This window comes from Poseidonocella sp. HB161398, assembly GCF_005870025.1.
Lineage (GTDB): Bacteria > Pseudomonadota > Alphaproteobacteria > Rhodobacterales > Rhodobacteraceae > Mangrovicoccus.
On sequence record NZ_VATA01000001.1, the window covers coordinates 51,166 to 67,159 of the forward strand.

13 protein-coding genes are annotated in these 15,994 nt (G+C 71.8%); 8 read left to right on the forward strand and 5 right to left on the reverse strand.

Translation table 11 applies throughout. From position 1 onward, the window contains the following. The first annotated feature begins 304 nt into the window (after positions 1 to 304). The 3 genes from FGX59_RS00230 (at position 305) to FGX59_RS00240 (ending at position 2,369) form a co-directional block, all read left to right on the forward strand. Positions 305 to 958 carry a FadR/GntR family transcriptional regulator gene (locus FGX59_RS00230; RefSeq protein ID WP_171060434.1) on the forward strand — a complete coding sequence of 218 codons (654 nt, stop codon included), beginning with the start codon at positions 305 to 307 and terminating at the stop codon, positions 956 to 958. Further along, positions 958 to 1,470 carry a flavin reductase family protein gene (locus FGX59_RS00235; RefSeq protein ID WP_138464258.1) on the forward strand — a complete coding sequence of 171 codons (513 nt, stop codon included), beginning with the start codon at positions 958 to 960 and terminating at the stop codon, positions 1,468 to 1,470. The genes FGX59_RS00230 and FGX59_RS00235 overlap by 1 nt, the downstream gene beginning before the upstream one ends. A gap of 80 nt (positions 1,471 to 1,550) precedes the next feature. Further along, positions 1,551 to 2,369, forward strand: coding sequence for a class I SAM-dependent methyltransferase (locus FGX59_RS00240; RefSeq protein WP_138464259.1), 819 nt, complete (start codon positions 1,551 to 1,553; stop codon positions 2,367 to 2,369). A 96-nt stretch (positions 2,370 to 2,465) separates the two neighbouring features. On the opposite strand, the gene FGX59_RS00245 is transcribed toward FGX59_RS00240, so the two are convergent. Continuing rightward, positions 2,466 to 3,980, reverse strand: a complete 1,515-nt coding sequence (locus FGX59_RS00245; protein WP_138464260.1) for a winged helix-turn-helix domain-containing protein — start codon at positions 3,978 to 3,980, stop codon at positions 2,466 to 2,468. Between the two features lie 790 nt (positions 3,981 to 4,770). Here FGX59_RS00245 and FGX59_RS00250 point away from each other — a divergent pair. Further along, positions 4,771 to 6,186: a GntP family permease gene (locus FGX59_RS00250; RefSeq protein ID WP_138464261.1), complete on the forward strand. Its 1,416-nt coding sequence runs from the start codon at positions 4,771 to 4,773 to the stop codon at positions 6,184 to 6,186. 172 nt (positions 6,187 to 6,358) lie between these two features. On the opposite strand, the gene FGX59_RS00255 is transcribed toward FGX59_RS00250, so the two are convergent. After that, positions 6,359 to 7,162 (reverse strand): class I SAM-dependent methyltransferase, encoded by an 804-nt coding sequence (locus FGX59_RS00255; protein ID WP_138464262.1) that lies wholly within the window; start codon positions 7,160 to 7,162, stop codon positions 6,359 to 6,361. 125 nt (positions 7,163 to 7,287) lie between these two features. On the opposite strand from FGX59_RS00255, the gene FGX59_RS00260 reads away from it, so the two are divergent. Beyond that, entirely contained in the window at positions 7,288 to 7,977 is a 690-nt protein-coding gene (locus tag FGX59_RS00260) for a helix-turn-helix domain-containing protein (protein WP_138464263.1), read from the forward strand. 403 nt (positions 7,978 to 8,380) lie between these two features. Here the strand turns inward: FGX59_RS00260 and FGX59_RS37360 are convergent, their stop codons facing one another. Then, a complete protein-coding gene (locus tag FGX59_RS37360; protein WP_171060435.1) occupies positions 8,381 to 8,905 on the reverse strand; it encodes a cytochrome c in 525 nt (174 codons plus the stop codon). 828 nt (positions 8,906 to 9,733) lie between these two features. On the opposite strand from FGX59_RS37360, the gene FGX59_RS00270 reads away from it, so the two are divergent. Continuing rightward, entirely contained in the window at positions 9,734 to 10,483 is a 750-nt protein-coding gene (locus tag FGX59_RS00270) for a class II aldolase/adducin family protein (RefSeq protein WP_138464265.1), read from the forward strand. A gap of 672 nt (positions 10,484 to 11,155) precedes the next feature. Here FGX59_RS00270 and FGX59_RS00275 read toward each other — a convergent pair. Further along, positions 11,156 to 11,863 carry an NAD(P)H-dependent oxidoreductase gene (locus tag FGX59_RS00275; protein ID WP_138464266.1) on the reverse strand — a complete coding sequence of 236 codons (708 nt, stop codon included), beginning with the start codon at positions 11,861 to 11,863 and terminating at the stop codon, positions 11,156 to 11,158. A gap of 109 nt (positions 11,864 to 11,972) precedes the next feature. On the opposite strand from FGX59_RS00275, the gene FGX59_RS00280 reads away from it, so the two are divergent. Together FGX59_RS00280 and FGX59_RS00285 are read left to right on the forward strand one after the other, a co-directional pair. After that, a complete protein-coding gene (locus tag FGX59_RS00280) occupies positions 11,973 to 12,872 on the forward strand; it encodes a LysR family transcriptional regulator (protein ID WP_138464267.1) in 900 nt (299 codons plus the stop codon). 686 nt (positions 12,873 to 13,558) lie between these two features. After that, positions 13,559 to 14,263, forward strand: a complete 705-nt coding sequence (locus FGX59_RS00285; RefSeq protein WP_240722190.1) for a zinc-binding dehydrogenase — start codon at positions 13,559 to 13,561, stop codon at positions 14,261 to 14,263. Between the two features lie 42 nt (positions 14,264 to 14,305). Here FGX59_RS00285 and FGX59_RS00290 read toward each other — a convergent pair whose 3' ends face one another. Then, entirely contained in the window at positions 14,306 to 15,760 is a 1,455-nt protein-coding gene (locus FGX59_RS00290; RefSeq protein WP_138464268.1) for an APC family permease, read from the reverse strand. Positions 15,761 to 15,994 lie beyond the last annotated feature (234 nt).

The window sequence follows — 15,994 nt, forward strand, 5'->3', positions numbered from 1 at the left end:
TTGATCCAACCGCGCGAAACTCACAGGACGGGACACGGATTCTGCGCCATTTCTCGCTGAAATACGCTGTTTTCCAGTCAAAATTGCGATATGCGAGATGCTTGTTTTTTGACATGCGCCCATCGCGGGAATGGCCAATTGCCGCCATCCAAGGCGATCAACCAAATGCCAACCAAAGAACCATATTGCGCTTTGGTTGATTCTGGTTGTACGGATCGGGCGAGTGGCTCGACGAGGGTTGTTGCCATCCACCACATTCGGTTCATTCTTCCGGGAAGATGGCGGCAGCAGGGGGATCCGCAGCATGGACGACGAAAGACAGCCCGCTGGCGGGACCCGGGCGCTGGAGGCGCGGATCCTCGGCCTGTCGCAGGACGGCAAGCTGCCGCCCGAACGCCAGCTCGCCGAGCAGCTCGGCGTGAACCGCTACGCGCTGCGCAAGGCGCTCGGCGCGCTGCGGGACAAGCGCGAGATCCCCTCCAGCCGGCCGCGGAATGCCGGACGGGCGCGCGGCCGCCAGAAGATCGCCGAGCTGACCAGCCCCGCCGAGGTCTGGGAGGTGCGGCTGCTGATCGAACCCGAGATCGCCCGCCTTGCGGCCGTCCGCGGCACCCCCGCCGAGATCGAGGCGATCCTGGCCGCCCATGCGATGGCGGAGCCGGGGGTGTTCGACCTGGAGCACGACATCGCCTTCCACAGCGCCGTCGCCGCCGCCGGGCACAATGCGCTGGCGCAGCATCTCCTGGCGCAGATCCTGGCGCTGACCCGGGACGAGGCCTTCCGCACCCGCCTGCCGGCCTATACCGACGAGACCGGCTGGCGCCATCACGACCAGATCGCCGCCGCGATCCGCTACCGCCATGCCGCCGAGGCCGAACGGGTGATGCGGACCCATCTCTCGGCGATCCTGGCCTGGCTCAACGGCGGCAGCGCCGCACCTGACAGAGAGGACATCTGATGACCGACCGCACGCCGCCCGTCGAGGCCGCCGCCTTCCGCGCCGCGATGCGCCTGCCCGCGACCGCCGTGACCGTGATCGCCACCGGCTCCGGAGAGGACCGGATGGGGCTGACCGCCTCGGCGGTCTGCTCGCTTTCCGACGCGCCGCCGATGATCCTGGCCTGCGTCAACCGCGCGAGCCCGGTCCTGCCCGCGATCCGCGCCAATGGCTGCTTCTCGGCGAATTTCCTGACCGAGGCGCAGAGCGCACTGGCGATGCGCTTCGCCGGGATGACCAAGGTCTATGGCGCGGAACGCTTCGACGGCAGCGCCTGGCACAGGCTGGCCACCGGCGCGCCGGTGCTCGAGGACGCGCTCTCGGTCTTCGACTGCCATCTCGACTGCGAGCACGACTCGCCGACCCATGCGATCCTGATCGGCCGCGTCGCCGCGATCCGGCAGAATGACGGCGCGCGCAGCCTGGTCTACACCTCCGGCACGTTCAGCACCCCCGCCGCGCTCTCGGCCTGACGTTCCGCGGTGCCGTCCCGGCGCTTTGGCCGGCGGCGCCGATGCGCTAGACTGCCCCCAGCCGCGGGGGGAGAGCCACAATGGCGGAGTTTGCGGAATTCGGCGCGCGCGAATTCGACGGCTGGTCGGATGGCGGGATCGTCGATGCCTATGTCAGGCATTTCGTCCCGATCACCGATCTTGCCGCAGGGAAGCTGATCTCGGGCCGGGTCTCTGCGGGCGACACGGTGCTGGACCTCTGCTGCGGCCAGGGGAGCCTGACGCAGATGCTGGCGGAGCGCGGCGCGGCGGCGACCGGGCTCGACTTCTCGCCCGAGATGCTGGCCAAGGCCCGCCAGGCGGCCCCCGGTGCCACGATCGTCGAGGGGGATGCCGCGGCGATGCCCTTCGCGGACGGGCAGTTCGACACGGTGCTGTGCAATTTCGGGATGATGCATATCGCCGACCAGCCCCGCGCGCTTGGGGAAATCCGGCGCGTGCTGCGGCCCGGCGGGACATTCGCGATGGCGACCTGGAACAGCCCCGCCGCCTCGCCTGCCTTTGCGGCGATCTTCGGGGCGCTGAAGGCGCATGCGGATGTCTCGGCCGCGCCGGCGCAGCCCGACCTCTTCGCCTTCGCCGATCCCGGGCAGGCCCGTGCGCTGCTGGCGGCCGCGCAGCTGGAGATGGCGGAGCACGCGACCTTCGATGCGGCCTGGCGGCTGGACCGGCCGGAGGAGCTCTTCGAGATCTTCCTGACGGCGACCGTCGGGGCCGGGATGCTGATCCGCAGCCAGAGCGCCGGGACGGTGGAGAAGATCGCCGCGGCAATCGCCCGCCGGGTCAGCGAGATGCATGCCGCGGGAACAGGCTACGAGGTGCCCGTCTCCATCGCCCTGATCTCCGCCACGGCCCGCTGAGCCGGCGCCGCTGCGGCCCGGGGGCGCCCTTGGCCGGCCTTGCCCTGGGCACCCCTGCGGGATCGCGCCGCCATGCGGCAGAGACGGGCCGCGGGGTCAGGACCGGCGGGGATGGTCCAGCCGGGCGACGGCCTCGCGATAGGTTGCCAGCGTGTCTTCGCAGATCATGCCCATGGACCGGGAATAGGCAGCGAAGGAGAACTGCGGATGCTGCCGCAGCAGGACGTCCCGGGTCCGGCGCGCATCCGGGAGCCTGCCCTGCAGGCTCTGGGCCAGGCAGCAGATGACGAGCGCGGACTCGAAGTCCGGCCCCGCCCTGGCGACCGCCTCCGCCTCTTCCGCGCGGCCCGAGAACAGCAGGTTCCTGGCTTTCGCGAAAGCGTAGTAGCCGGGCGGCGCCGGGCAGAGATCGAAGGCCCCGGAGATGAGCGTGTCTGCCAGCGCGTAGTCGCCCGAGATCAGGGTCAGCGCCGAAGCGGCATTCAGCGCCGCGCAGGCTTCGTTCTCGGCCATGTCGGCCGATCGCGCCGCCGCGTCCCTGGCTTCGGCGGTCCGCCCGGCAGCGGCGAAGACCCGGGCCGCGATCGCGAGGATGAGCGGATCGCGCGGATCGAGGCGCAGCCCGGCCTCCACCGACCGGGACATCTCGGCGCTCCACCGCTCCCGCGCCTGGCCCGAGGAGAAGCTTTCGCCCTTGTCGCAGAGAAACGCCCTGACGAGATGGGCGCGGGCAAAGGCCGGATCGAGCGAGATCGCCTGCTCGGCATGGGACAGGCCCCGGCGCATCGACGCCCGGTCGTAGCTCTGGTCATGGTGGCAGGCCAGCACGTAATGTTCGTAGGCCCCGAGCTCCGCCGCGGGCTTGCGCATGGCATAGCGCCGTTCCGCGCGCATCACCGCGCCGCTCGCCCCGCCGAGGAGATTGGCCACCGCCAGCGCCATGCGGCTCGACATGTCCGGCAGCGCGCCGAGGGGCATCTCGATCGTCTCGGCCCATTCATGCAGGCCGGAGCGCCCGTCGATCAGCTGGAACTGCGCCCGCAGCCGGTCGTTCCAGGCCGAGAGGCTGCTTTCGAGCAGGTATTCGCATCTCAGCGCTTCGGCGATATCCGGGATCGCCCTGGTCCTGCCGACCGCGAAGGACGACCTGCGGGCGATGACGGCGAGGTCGCTGAACCGCGCGAGATCGGTAATCAGCTCGCCGGCCATCCCTTCGGCGAAACGCTGCCAGCGCTCGCCGCCCTCCAGGCAGTCCGGGCGCAGGACCGCGATCCGCGCGCGCCGCGTCGGCCCGGCCTCGGTTTCGGGATAGCGCCCGAGGGTGACGCCGCCCAGAAGCCGGTAGCCCTTGCCCCGCACGGTCTCGATATAGCGCGGCTGCGCCGCCCGGTCGCCAAGGGCCTGGCGCAGGTCGCTGACATATTCGCGCACCAGATCCGGCGTGACATGCAGCCCGTCCCAGACGGTCCTTCGGATCTCGTCCTGCCCGACCACCTCGCCCGGCCGGGCGGCGAGAAGCGCCAGGACGGCCCCTGCCTTCCTGGTCAGATGCGCGATCTCGGCACCGCATTCCAGCCGGTTCTCGCCGGGCTTGAAGATCCATTCCCGCATGCGCGGATTCTAGCATGTCCGGCGCCCTGCGGGAACGTCCCGCGCGGCGCGACCGGGGCGGAGACTCCACGAAGACTCCACAAAGACCCGGCCGGAAACCGGCTACCTTCGATCCAGCAGACACGTTCGACGGCAGAAATTTCCCATGGAGGCGGCGTGCCGCCCTCCGGACATTCCCTTGAATCGGAGAACAGATGCAATTGATCGCAAAGCCGCGTCCGTCCCCCCGGACCGCCGGCTCCAGGCGCCGTCTCGCGGGCCGACGCCCGCCGCACGCGCCCATCTCCGGCAGTCGCCACCACGGCGGAACGCGCCGTTGCCGCCCCGCAGCGCTCCCCGCCTGCAGCGCGACCGCCGCGGCCGGTCCCCGGGTCCCGCCCCGGATGGCCGCCGCGCTCTGCAGGGCGCCAGGACGCCCGGCGCGGGTCGCCGCGCCCTTCGCTGCCAGTCCCCGCGGCACTGCCAGCGCGGGCCCGTTCCGTCACCGGCCGCCCGGCAGCGGCATCCCCGGCGCGCCCGGCTTCGCCGCCTGCCCGGCGATCGCAGCCCGGGATGCCCCTCCCGGCGAAGCCCCCGGCGGGGGCCTGTCTGGCCACAGGTCAGCCCGCAGCGATGGCCCCTGGGCGGGCGGCGCCTCCCTGCATCCGGCGGTCGCAGAGGGCCGGCGCCGGGTCCCCCGCCCGAGATCCCCGCGGCTCCGGCCGCCAGCGCGAGGCGTCTTCGGAGCCCGGGAGGCATGACCGGCATGGTCCGCCTTCCGGAGCCGAAGAGCGCACGAGGCCTGTCCGGCATGCTCCGCCTCCCCTCGTGGCGGACGGGCCTCGTTCTGCTCCTGCCGCTGGCAATCGCCCTTCTGGCCGTCGGCCGGGCGCCGCCCGGCGCTCTCCGCGAACCGGCCCTGCAGAGCGGAATCTTCGCCTCCCTGGCCCTGGCCGCCTTCATCTGCCTCCTCTGGCGGGGCGCGAGCGTGCTCTGGGCGGCGCCCGCCCTGGCGGGGTTCCTCGCCCTCGTCAATGGCGCCACGCCGCCGGTGCCCTTCTTCGAGACCTCCTTTGCCGTCCCTGCGGCGGCCTTCGTGGCGAAATTCCTGCCGATCTTCGTCATGAGCGCGGTCTTCGGCCATGCGCTGGCGGAAAGCGGCTGCGCCGGCAGCCTGGCGGGCGGGCTCGCCCGCGGCGTGCCGCGATGCTGCGCGCCGCTGGTCGTCGCCGGGGTCTGCGGATTGCTGGCCATGGGCGGCGTGGGCGTCTTCGTGATCGCCTTCTCGGTCTTCCCGGTGGCCCGCGCGATCTACCAGCGCGAGCGCCTGCCCGCCGGGCTCGCGCCTGCGGCCATCGCCCTCGGGGCCTTCACCATGACCATGACGGCGATCCCGGGCGCGCCCTCGCTGAACAACATCATCGCCTCCGCGCATCTGGGCACGACCGCCTTCGCCGCCCCCGTGCCGGGGCTGGCAGCCGCGCTTGTCATGGCGGTCTTCGGCGGCTGGTGGCTGGTGCGCAGGGCCGCCCGGGCGCCGATGGCCCCCGAACCGCGGGCGGAGGAGGCGGCGGCTCCCGGGCTCCCCTTCGCGCTGGCCCTCGCCCCGCTCCTCGTGGCGCTCGCCGCGGGCTGGGTCCTGTCCTGGCTCTTTGCCGCGCGGGTGCCGGGGCAGATGGGCCAGATGGGGCCGACCTACTGGGCGGTCATGCTGGCGCTCGGATGCGGGCTCGCGGCCGCGGCCGCAATCGGCGGGGCACACTGCCTCCGCTTGAGCCTCGATCGCGGCGCGGCGGCCGCCGTCGGGCCCCTGCTCGGCACGGCGGCGGGCTTCGGCTTCGGAGCCACGCTGGCGGCCACGCCGGCCGCGACCGGCCTGAGCGGCGCCATCGTGTCGGGCCTGTCCGGCGCGGCGCTGGCCTCCTCGGCGGCGACCACCGCGCTCTATACCGGCATCGTCGGCTCCTCCTCGGGCGGCCTGGCGCTGTGGTTCCAGGCCGGGGCGCCCGGCGCCACCGACGCCCTGCCGCCCGACCTCCTCCACCGGATCGCGGTGCTCGCATCGGGCTGCATCGACACCGCGCCCCATGGCGCGGCCGTCATCGCGCTTCTCGCCATCTGCCAGAGCAGCCATGCCCGCGCCTACGCCGACATCTTCGTGGTCACCGTGGCCGGCCCGGTCCTCGGCCTGCTGGCCGCCTTTGCCACGCTCGCGGTCATGGCCTGACCCGGGCGGTCCGCGTCCTGCGGCAATGGCCTGCCGGAAGACACGGACCATATTTGCGCTGCCGGAACCGGGCGGGCTCCGGTGGCGGGATGCCCCTTCTTCCGTCGGCGCCGCGGAGCAACCGCTGCGCCCGGAAGGGACCCGTCCCCGGTTATCCCGCGCGGTCCGGGGCCTAGGTCGGCATCCGGGCCTTCACCGCCCAGGCCCGCGCGCGGAAGCTGACGGGGCGGCCGGCGCCCAGACGCTCTGCCAGCCGCGTTTTCAGCGCCTCGCGCCTGTCCGGCGGCAAGCTCGTGCAGTAGCCCGGCGCCGGGCCCGCGCCCAGGGTGAAGGGCTGCCAGAACGCCTCGAAATCCGGGAATTCCGTGACGATCTCGATGGGCGCGATCGCGGGCGCGCCGATCCCCGCCTCCGCCAGCAGCGCCGCGAGCCCGTCGCGCGTGCAGAACGGGAACCGCGCCCCCTCGTCGAGCGCCGCCGCCGCCGGATCGAGCGCGGCCGCCGCCTGCCAGAAGGCATCGAGGAAGCCGATCCCGCCGCCGGGATAGTCCCAGGCATAGAAGGACAGCAGCCCGCCCGGGCGCAGCACCCGCCGCATCTCCGCCAGCCCGGCCAGGCGGTCGGGCAGGAAGTTCAGCACGAGGCCGGAGGCGACGATATCGGCGCTGCCATCCTCCGCGGGCAGATCCGCCGCGTCGGCCGTGGCGAAACGCGCGCGCGGATCGGAGATGGCGGCACGGGCATGGGCGGCGAACTCTGCCGAGGCATCCGTGGCAAGCACCGAGGCAGGCGCACAGCGCCGCAGAATGGCAGAGGTCAGCGCCCCGGTCCCGCATCCCGCCTCGACCCAGCGGGCGCCCCCGGGCGGTTCGAGCCAGTCGAGGAACCGCTCGGCCACGGCCGCGCTCCAGCGGCCCATGTAGCGGTCATAGCTCTGCCCCGCGGTCCAGGCATCGAATTCCGCATCGGTTGTCATGATCTGCACTCCCCCTGCCGGCATATGCGCCGCAGCGCCCGTCGCCATTCTGCGCGCGGACACGGCGCGCTCAAGTTCAATAACTGAAGTTGAATGCGAAAGGCGCCGCAGCTAGGCTGCCCGCCATGAACATGCGTCAGGGATATGGCCAGTTCTGCCCGGTGGCGCGGGCCGCCGAACTGCTGGCGACCCGGTGGACGCCGCTGGTCGTGCGGGAGCTCTATTTCGGCAGCACCCGCTATGCCGATCTGCGCCGCGGCCTGCCCCGGATCTCGAGCGCATTGCTGTCGCAGCGGCTGAAGGAGCTCGAGAGCGCGGGCATCGTGACCTGCACCGCCTCCGGCAGCGGCCCGGGGAAGACCTATGGCCTGACCGAAGCGGGCCTTGCGCTCTTTCCGGTGCTCGAAGCCATGGGACGCTGGGCGCAGGCGCATAGCCGCGACGACATGACGAAGGACGAGAACCTCGATCCCGACCTGCTGATGTGGAATATCCGCCGCCGGGTGACCCGCGACGGCATTCCCGGCGACCGGCATTTCGCCGTGGCCTTCCATTTCCTCGGCGTCCCCGCCGCGAAGAGCCGGTTCTGGCTGCTCTTCCGCGGCGCCGAGGTGGAGATCTGCCTGCGCGATCCGGGCCACGAGACCGGGCTCTGCGTGACCGCCCATATCCGCACGATGACGCAGATCTGGCTGGGCCACCTGCCGCTGGAGACGGCGGTGCGCAAGCGCGAGATCCTCCTCGAAGGGGCGCCGCCGCATGTCCGCGCCTTCTCGCGCTGGTTCGTCCTGAGCATTCTCGCGGTCCGGGACTGACCGGCACGCCGCCAGCCATGGCAGGACCGTGCATCGAGGCATGCAGGGCCTCCGCCACAGCGTGCCGTGCGGTCGCCGCGGAGAGGCGATGGCGGGAGGGCGCGGGCATCTGCTCCGGGCACCGCCGCGAACCGTCATGCAACTCTCTAACGTCGGGCTGCGCCGGCAACCGCCGCGCAAGCCCGTCACGCAGGGCCCTGGATGGGAGCTCCCCGCGCAGCCCCTCCGGCCGGGTCCGCCCACGTGCCGGTCAGCAGGACGAACGCGGTCCCGTCCCTGCGCGTCCAGAGCGTCGCCCGGAAGGCGGGCGGTCCATCGCCCGCCCCCATGGGGCCCCGCCATCTCCGCCCCAGCGGATGGCCCAGGGTTGCGCCCCGCCCTGATCCCCGCCGGGGCGCGGTCCTCAGTCCTCCTCCCGGAAGGCCGCGTGGCAGGCATTGCACACCGCCGCCACATGCCAGGCCGCGGAGACCGGGCCGCCATTGCCCATCATGCCGCCGCCCCGCATCATCCCAGGGCCCATGACGGCATCCTCCCAGTCCTTCGGCAATCTGCCTTCGGGCCGGCGGTCCGCCTGGGCCGCCAGCGCGCGCGACCAGTCGGCGAGCGCGGCGGCGTCATTCTCGAACCTGGAGAAATCCCTCCAGATCGCCGCCTTCGCCTCGCTTGGCGCGCCGGAGGAGCCCTCCGGGAACAGCGATGTCAGATGCGGGCCCGCGCCTTCCGAGATCTCCTCCGCGGCGCGCCGCACTGCCGCCGGATCATAGGCCAGCTCGCCATGCATCATCGCGAAGATGCGGTCGGCAAGCTCGTCGAAGCGCTCCATCAGTTCCATGCGTTCCTTGACGACACCGGTGGCCTTCTGGTGCGCCGCTGCGGGGATCCCGGCGGCGGCTGCGAGGGCAAGGACAGTGAGTGACAGTTTCACGATATGTCTCCTTCTTGCCGCGTTTCCCGCCGCCAGCATGCGCCTCCGCCGCATCGCTGTCACGCAAAGGCGCCCTTCTGGCGCGAATGGCAGGAGGCAGGAGCACGGCAGCCCGCTCAGGGCCGGGGCGGCGGGTGGCGCGGACCCAGGTCCGAACAGCCCGCGAGACCGGCGCGCACGGAATGCGTTCCGCACCGCCGCCTCGGGGGAGGCCATCGGACCCTTGCCGCGAGCCCGCGGGACCATGGCGCCACCGACGGATCGCCAAGGCGGCGGGGAACGGGACATCCCGGCTTCCCGAGGCAAAGGGCGCGGGTGCGGACCATGCCCGCCGCGGGCAGAAGCGGTGGCCGGAAGCGGCCAGAGCCGCGAAAAAGCCGGTGGTCCGGGCGGGTCCCGCGCGTGTGCCAGAAAAGTGCCCGGGGAAGGGAATCTCCCGTCAGGGGCCTGCTCTGCCCTACAGGCAGGGGCGCCTCCGCCTTGCCGGTGCCTTGCGCCGCTGCCCGCAGCGCCTCCGCAGTTGGGTGCGAACCGGTTTGAGCCGCGGCGCTCCCTGCCCGTCCCTGCGGACGGGACGGCGCCTGGCCCGCGCGGGCCGCGCAGATGCGGCGGACGGAACCGGCCTTCATTGCACCGGGTCCGGGCGGTCGCGGCGGCGGCGGGCAGGCTGCCGCATGCCGGACTTTCCGGACGGCGGACTTGCCCGCCGCCGCCGCAGGTGGCACGAGAACCCGAACGGCTTGCCGCGGCGCATCGGGACATCCCCGCCGAGGGGGCCGGTGGGGCCGTCGGGCAGCGCGCCGCCGCAGCGAAGGAAAGGAACATCGCATGAAGGACATCGCCATGACCGAGGCCGAGCGGAAGGCCCGCGAAGAGCTGGCCGCCTGCTACCGGCTGGCGGCGCTGCACCGCTTCACCGACCTGATCTACACCCATGTCACCGCGCGGGTGCCCGGCGAGGAGGGGCATTTCCTGATCAACCCCTATGGCTGGCGCTGGGAGGAGATCACGGCCTCGTCTCTGGTCAAGATCGACGTGAACGGCAACAAGGTCGACGGCAGCCCGCACCGCGTCAACCCGGCCGGCTTCACCATCCATTCGGCGGTCCACATGCACCGCCACGACGCCGCCTGGATCATGCACACCCATACCCGCGCCGGCGTGGCGGTGTCCTGCCTGGAAGAGGGGCTGCTGCCGCTCAACCAGATCTCGCTGCAGTTCCACAACCGCACCGCCTATCACGACTTCGAGGGGATCGCGCTCGATCTGGAGGAGCGCGAGCGCATCGTCGCGGATTTCGGCAGCCACCCGGTGATGGTGCTGCGCAATCACGGGCTGATCGCGACGGGGCGCAGCGCGGCGGAGATGTTCTCGAACATGTTCTACCTGGAGCGCGCCTGCGAGATCCAGATCGCCGCGCTTTCCGCCGGGCGGCCGCTGAGGCTGGTCGAGGACGCGATCGCGGCGCATGTCCATGGCCAGTACGTGCAGATGCTGGAGGAGGACGGCGATCTGGCGCTCGAATGGGACGCGCATCTGCGCTCACTCGAGGGGCTGGGCAGCGACTACCGCGCCTAGGACGGATCCCGACGGCAGGCCGGTGCCGGCGGGACAGCATTCACGCGGCGCGCGCCCTTCCCCCGGCCTGCCGCAGGGCAGGCCGCAACCGCGCAGAACCAGCCGCCTGGCCGGTCCCGGCCGGAGCGCTGCCCCGGACCGGATCGCAGACGGGCCGGACGCGCTCCGGCGACCATGTTCTTTGGGCCCGGCCGCAGGACGATGATCCCCGACGCCAGGCCCGCCTGAGGGCAGTCCGCGGCCGCGCAGCACCGGCCGCTATCCGCCAGAGTGCTTCCCCGGGCGGGTCACAGACGGACCGACTGCGCTCCGGCAGCCATGACGTCTTGGCATGGCCGTAGAAGAAAGCTCCCGGTCCGCCGTTGGCCAGGCCGCGACCGCGCTGCTCCGGGCTGCCTGACCGGTCCCGCCCAAAGCGCTGCCCTCGGCCGGATCGCAGGAGGAGGGGACGTGCTCCGGCAGCTATGTCCGCCAGGTCCGGCCGAAGGGAAGAGCCTCCGGAGCGCCGGGCCTCCGCTTGGCGGGCTGCGACCGCGTGGCACCGGCCGCGCGGCCGGTGCCGGCCAGAGCGCTGCCCTCGGCCGGATCGCAGGACGAGCGGACGTGCTCCGGCAGCCATGGCTCCTGGGCCGGCCGGAGGACCGGGCGCGTCCGCTCCCCCGTTTCCTTGCCTCAGTGCCAGCTGACCACATCCTCCATCCTGCGGCGGGTCTTCGGGACGTCCGGGGCGGCCGCGCGGTAGCCGAAGGCGAACATGACGGCCGGGCGCCACCGGTCCGTGTCGACGCCGAAGTCGCGCGCCAGGGTCTCGGTCGCGGGCGCCATGTCGAAGCCCTCGATCGGGCAGGAGTCGATGCCCAGCAGCGCACCCGCCGTCATCATGTTGGCCAGCACGATATAGGCCTGCTTGCCCGACCAGTCGGAAATCTCCCGGTCCGTGCGGATCGCGTGGCCGGCCTCCTGGAACCGGGCATAGCTGCCGTTGATGATCTCGATCACCTCCTCGGGCAGCTGCTTCACCTCGCGGTAATGCGCCTGCAGGTAGTCCGAGCCCGCCGCCATCGCCGTCGATGTCGCGGCCAGGATGATGCCGAAATGGCTGGCCGTGCCCAGCTGGCCCGGGGTCCCGTTCCGCAGGCCGCTGGCGCCCCAGGAGAAGGCGCGGAAGAGCGCGCGCTTCTGCGGCGACTGGATCATCAGGATCCGGAACGGCTCGTGGCCGAAGGAGGTCGGCGAGAGGCGCGCGGCCTCGAGGATCGTGGCGAATTCCTCCTCGGCGATTGTCCTGTGCGGATCGAAAAGCTTGGTGGCATGGCGGAAGCGGAAGGCATCGGCGATCTGCGCCTGGATGCGGGTCGTGTCGGTGTTGACGAGGTCCATGTGCCCCTCCATCGGGCGTGCTGCTGTCTCGGATCGGAGATAGCACTTGCGGAAATCCATAAAATCGCCGCAATCAGGAGTTCTGTTTCCGGTTTTTCGAGATAATCGCGTGGACACGGACAGCATCCGCCTCTTCGTCCTGGCCGCCGAGCGGCTGAATATCAGCGCGGCGGGGCGCGCGCTCGGCCTCGCCCCGGCCGTTGCCAGCGCGCGGCTCGCCCGGCTCGAGAACGAGCTCGGGGTTGAGCTGCTGCGCCGCACCACGCGCAAGGTGTCGCTGTCGCTCGACGGGTCGGATTTCCTGCCCTATGCGCGCGAGATCCTCGCCCAGGCCGAGGCGGCGCGGGCGGTGCTCGGCGGGGCGGGCGCCGGGCCGAAAGGGACCCTGCGCTTTGCCGCGCCGAGCAGCTTCGCGCAGCTCCACATCATGCCGCTCCTGCCAGAATGCCATGCGCTCTATCCCGATCTGGTGCTGGACCTGCGGCTGTCGGATTCCCGCTTCGACCTGATCGAGGGCAGTTTCGACCTTGCGCTGCGCAGCGCGCCGCTGGTTGACAGCAGCCTCAAGGGACGCAAGCTCTCGGATGAAACCCGCGTCCTGTGCGCCGCGCCGGGCTATCTCGAGGCGCATGGCACGCCGCGGACGCCCTCGGATCTGGCCGGGCACCGGATGATCGCCTGGAGCAGCCTGCAGCCGCGCGAGCTGGTGAACACGGCCGGAGAGACGGCGGTGCTCGACGCCTCCCGGATGGTCTGCCAGCTGATCCTCGATGACGGCGGCGCGCAGCGCGAAGCGACGGTCGCGGGCGCCGGGCTGTCGATCAATTCGCTGTGGAACATCGCGCGGGAGATCGAGGCCGGCCGGCTGGTCCGCGTGCTTCCCGACTGGCGCCTGAACGACCGCTCGGTGCTCTGGCTGTTCTATCCCCGCTCCAACGTGCTCACGCCGAAGACGCGGGTCTTCATGGATTTCCTGGGCGACCGGCTGGGCGACCGGCCCGGCTGGTGACAGGTGGCCGGGCGTCAGGCCCCGGGCTTTGCCGCGGCACCCGGCCCTGCGCGGCTTGACGGTGTTGTAACTCGTGGCAAGCCAGGACGCAGGTGCCGGGCACCTGCCGCCTGCGGACGGATGTCATGGCGACGCCCGGAACGACCTGTCTGCTCAGCCTCCGGGCGTCACGCAGGCGGGCAATGCAGGCCCCCCTCCTTGACACTGGAATGCCCGGACCGGGGGGATCGCATGTGCTCTGCCGCAGGCTCCGCTTTGCGGTCACGCCTGTTGCTGCAAGGCGCGGGCGCCTGTTCCGCAGCGGGCGGATCCGGGATGCGGCGCGCCGACGTCCAGCGGGGCGGCGAAACCTGGCGCCGGACCCTCCCCGGTCTCCCCGGATCATCCAGGACCACGCAGAAGGTCTGCAGAATGACGTTGCCTGGTACGATGTGCGGCCTTGTGCTGCCCGGACCGGCGGGACTCGCGGGACGGCCTGCCGGTGCCCGGCAATGTGGTGATCCGCGTCGCGGCGGCGGCGGTGAACAATACCGACATCAACACCCGGCTGGCCTGGCACTCGAAGGCCGGCGCCGCGGTCCCGGACGCGACCTGGTCCGGTCGATCCCTGGAATTCCCGCGCATCAGGGCGCGGATGTCTGCGGCCGCATCGCCGCGGTCGGCGAGGGGCGCGGATCGGCAAGCGGGTGCTCGTCGAGCCCTGCCTCCGCGACGCCAGAGGCGAGGCGCTGGCCCGGCCCTGGCATCTCGGCTCGGAATGCGACGGCGGCGTCGCCCAGCATGTCCGCGTCGCCGCCCGGCATGCTCACCGCATCGAGAGCCCGCTCGACGACATCGCGCGGGCCTCCTTCCCCTGCTCCCATGCGACGGCGGAGAAGATGCTGGCGCGGGCCGGGATCGGGGCCGGAGAGGTCGTCCTGGTCACCGGCACCCCGGGAGGCGTCGGATCCGCGGCCGTGCAGCTCGCGCGGGCCCGCGGCGCGGAGGTCATTTCCGGAGCGGGCGGCGCCAAGGCCGCCCGGCTGCGCGATCTGGGCGCGGCACGCACGCTTGACCGAGGGGCGGACTTGCTGGCCGGGCTGGGTCCGGACAGCGTGGATGCCGTTGTCGATCTGGTCGCCGGTCCGGACTGCCCCGCCCTGCCCGGGATCCTGCGGCCCGGCGGCCGTTCTGCCGTCGCCTGCGCCATCGGCGGGCCGCTGGTCACGGTGGACATGCGGACGCTCTACCTGAAGGGTCTCGGTTTCTTCGGCACCACAGTGCACGGCCCGCAGGTCTTCCCTGATCTCGCCGGCCGGATCGGGCGCGGGGAGATCGCTCCGCTGGTCGCGGCGCAGGAGGTCTTCCTGCGGAAGGACGATGTCGGCAAGATCGTCCTGACGCTGCCCTGATCCCGTCGGCCGGGCGATGCGCGCGCCCGGTCCGCGCCTGCCTCAGCCCGCGCCGCCGAGCCCCGCGTAGATCCGCGGATGGCGCAGGCGGAACCAGCCGGCCGCGCCGGTTCCCGCCAGGAAGACCGCCGCGAGGACCAGGAGGATCCAGTCGCTCTGTCCCGGCGCGCCGCCGACCAGGTATTCGAGGTTGAGGCAGGCGAAGGCAACCGTGCCCGCCAGCACGGCGCCCGCGATCCCGGGCGCCACGACGGCACGGAAGGCGCCCTCTTCCGCGGGAATGCCGGTCTTCAGGAACCAGCCGGTCACCGCGAAGCTCGCCAGCCCCATCAGCGCGATGATGGCGATGGCGCCGATCCCGATGACGACCGCATAGGCGGCTGTCCCGTCGATGCCGCCGAGACAGGTGCCGAGGACCGTCAGCCCGGCAATGGTGCCGACCGCGGCCGAGGCCATGTGCGGCGAGACGTGGCGGGCATGCACCGCCGCGAGCAACCCGGGCAGCGCGCGGAGGGCGGCCAGCGCCAGGATGTAGCGTGCGGCGACATTGTGGATCGAGACCGAGGCGGCGAAGATCGACAGCACCACCGAGCCATAGGCGAGCTGCTTGAAGACCGGGTGCACGAAGGCGCCGATCGCATCGGGGAACATCGAGACCGGGTCTTCTGTCGCGACCTGCCAGGCGCTGGCGCCGTGGGCGCTGACCATCGCGTAGCTGGCGGCGACGTAGAGGAGCCCGATGAAGATCACGGCGCCATAGGTCGCGCGCGGGATCGTCCGGTCCGGGTCGCGCACCTCGTCGCGGAAGAGCGCCGTCGCCTCGAAGCCCAGGAAGACGAGGATGGTGAAGAGAAGCGTCACGGCCATGTTGCCCTGCAGGAACGTGCCCGGCGCGAAGGGGGCGGCGCTCAGGCCCTCCGCTCCGCCCCGGGCGAAGACGGCAATGCAGAAGATGGCGACGATCAGCACCTCGACCGCCATCGCCCAGGTCAGGATGCGGGCGGAGAATTCGATGTTGAAATGCCCCAGAATGGTGGCCGCGGCCAGGCCCGCGAGGCTCCAGGCCAGCCAGTGGCTCTCCGGGCCGCCGAAGCTGGACACCAGTCCGGAGACCGAGATGCCGAAGAAGACGTAGTTGCCGCCGAGCACGCAGAGATAGCCGAAGATCGCCAGGAAGGCAGCGCCCAGCCCCGCCTCGCGGCCGAGGCCGGCGGTGATGACGGCATGGAAGTTCCCGGGCACCGTCATGCGGCGCGTCATGGCGATGTAGCCCAGGGCGAAGAGGATCAGGATCCCTGTCGTCAGCGCGAAGGCGAAGACCGCGCCCGGACCGCCGAAGCGGATCGCGTAGGGGATGAAGCCCTCGACCACGGCCATCGGCGCGGAGAAGGCCAGGACAGCGAGCATGAGCGCCGCAGGTCCCATCGCGCCTTTCAGCCGGGGCGCCGCCATGTGCGGTCCGGGAAGGCCGTCGGTGGCGGATATGGTGCCTGTCATCGCATTCCCTGCCAGTTCGCGCCGCGGCGCCGACGGCCGGTCCGGTCCATGGCCCGTCTGCGGCCCGTCTGCCGCCTGTCCCTGCCCGGTCCCGGAACCGGCGTGTTTCCATTCGCACCGGAGAACGTGCGAACAGGTGTTCCTATCTCCCGGAAGCCCTGCCTCCGAGGCCCCGCCGCATCCGGCGGGCCAGCGCGCTGCCGCTCCGGCGCGGATCTGCACGAAGTTGCGGCA

Coding starts and splice junctions, on each gene's coding strand:
- FGX59_RS00255 (WP_138464262.1), bottom strand. CDS start 7,162: ATGACAACCGATGCGGAATTCGATGCCTGGACCGCGGGGCAGAGCTAT.
- FGX59_RS00260 (WP_138464263.1), top strand. CDS start 7,288: ATGAACATGCGTCAGGGATATGGCCAGTTCTGCCCGGTGGCGCGGGCC.
- FGX59_RS00235 (WP_138464258.1), top strand. CDS start 958: ATGACCGACCGCACGCCGCCCGTCGAGGCCGCCGCCTTCCGCGCCGCG.
- FGX59_RS00240 (WP_138464259.1), top strand. CDS start 1,551: ATGGCGGAGTTTGCGGAATTCGGCGCGCGCGAATTCGACGGCTGGTCG.
- FGX59_RS00245 (WP_138464260.1), bottom strand. CDS start 3,980: ATGCGGGAATGGATCTTCAAGCCCGGCGAGAACCGGCTGGAATGCGGT.
- FGX59_RS00250 (WP_138464261.1), top strand. CDS start 4,771: ATGCTCCGCCTCCCCTCGTGGCGGACGGGCCTCGTTCTGCTCCTGCCG.
- FGX59_RS00270 (WP_138464265.1), top strand. CDS start 9,734: ATGAAGGACATCGCCATGACCGAGGCCGAGCGGAAGGCCCGCGAAGAG.
- FGX59_RS00290 (WP_138464268.1), bottom strand. CDS start 15,760: ATGACAGGCACCATATCCGCCACCGACGGCCTTCCCGGACCGCACATG.
- FGX59_RS00230 (WP_171060434.1), top strand. CDS start 305: ATGGACGACGAAAGACAGCCCGCTGGCGGGACCCGGGCGCTGGAGGCG.
- FGX59_RS00275 (WP_138464266.1), bottom strand. CDS start 11,863: ATGGACCTCGTCAACACCGACACGACCCGCATCCAGGCGCAGATCGCC.